The organism is Desertibacillus haloalkaliphilus, assembly GCF_019039105.1.
GTDB lineage: Bacteria > Bacillota > Bacilli > Bacillales > KJ1-10-99 > Desertibacillus > Desertibacillus haloalkaliphilus.
Genome location: NZ_JAHPIV010000158.1, coordinates 1 through 429, shown reverse-complemented (window position 1 = coordinate 429; position 429 = coordinate 1). Strand labels below are relative to the sequence as shown.

The 429-nt window shown below is 55.0% G+C and carries 1 protein-coding gene; it reads left to right on the top strand.

The features are described from left to right. Positions 1-429, top strand: a 429-nt coding sequence (locus KH400_RS29735) for a hypothetical protein (RefSeq protein ID WP_217228066.1), incomplete at both ends; no start/stop codon positions are given.

Here is a 429-nt window from a genome sequence, read left to right as displayed (position 1 = left end):
AGAGACACCGGGGAACGAGGGGGGAAGGGGGAGGAGAGGGGAAGAGGAGAGGGAGGGGGCAGACGAGGAGCCGCCGAAAAAGAGAAGGGGACGCGCAGGGGAGAAAGGGAACGCGAGGAGGAGGGGGAGAGGGACAGGGGGGGAAGAAAAAGGAAGGGAGAAGACGGAAACAAAGAGGGGAAGAAGGAAGGAAAAGGAAAAAAGAAAGAGAGAAAGAGGGAGGAGAGGAAGAAGGAGAAAGAAAGAGAGAAAGAGAAGAAAGAAGAGAGAAGGAGAGAGGGAAGGGGAAAAGGGAGAAAAAGAAAGAGGGGGAAGAGAAGAGGGAGGAGAGAAAGAGAGAGGGGGGAGGGAGGGGGAAAGGGGAAGAAGAAGAAAGGGGAGAAAAAGGGGAAAAGAAAAGGAGGAAAAGGGAAGGGGGAGGGGAGGGGA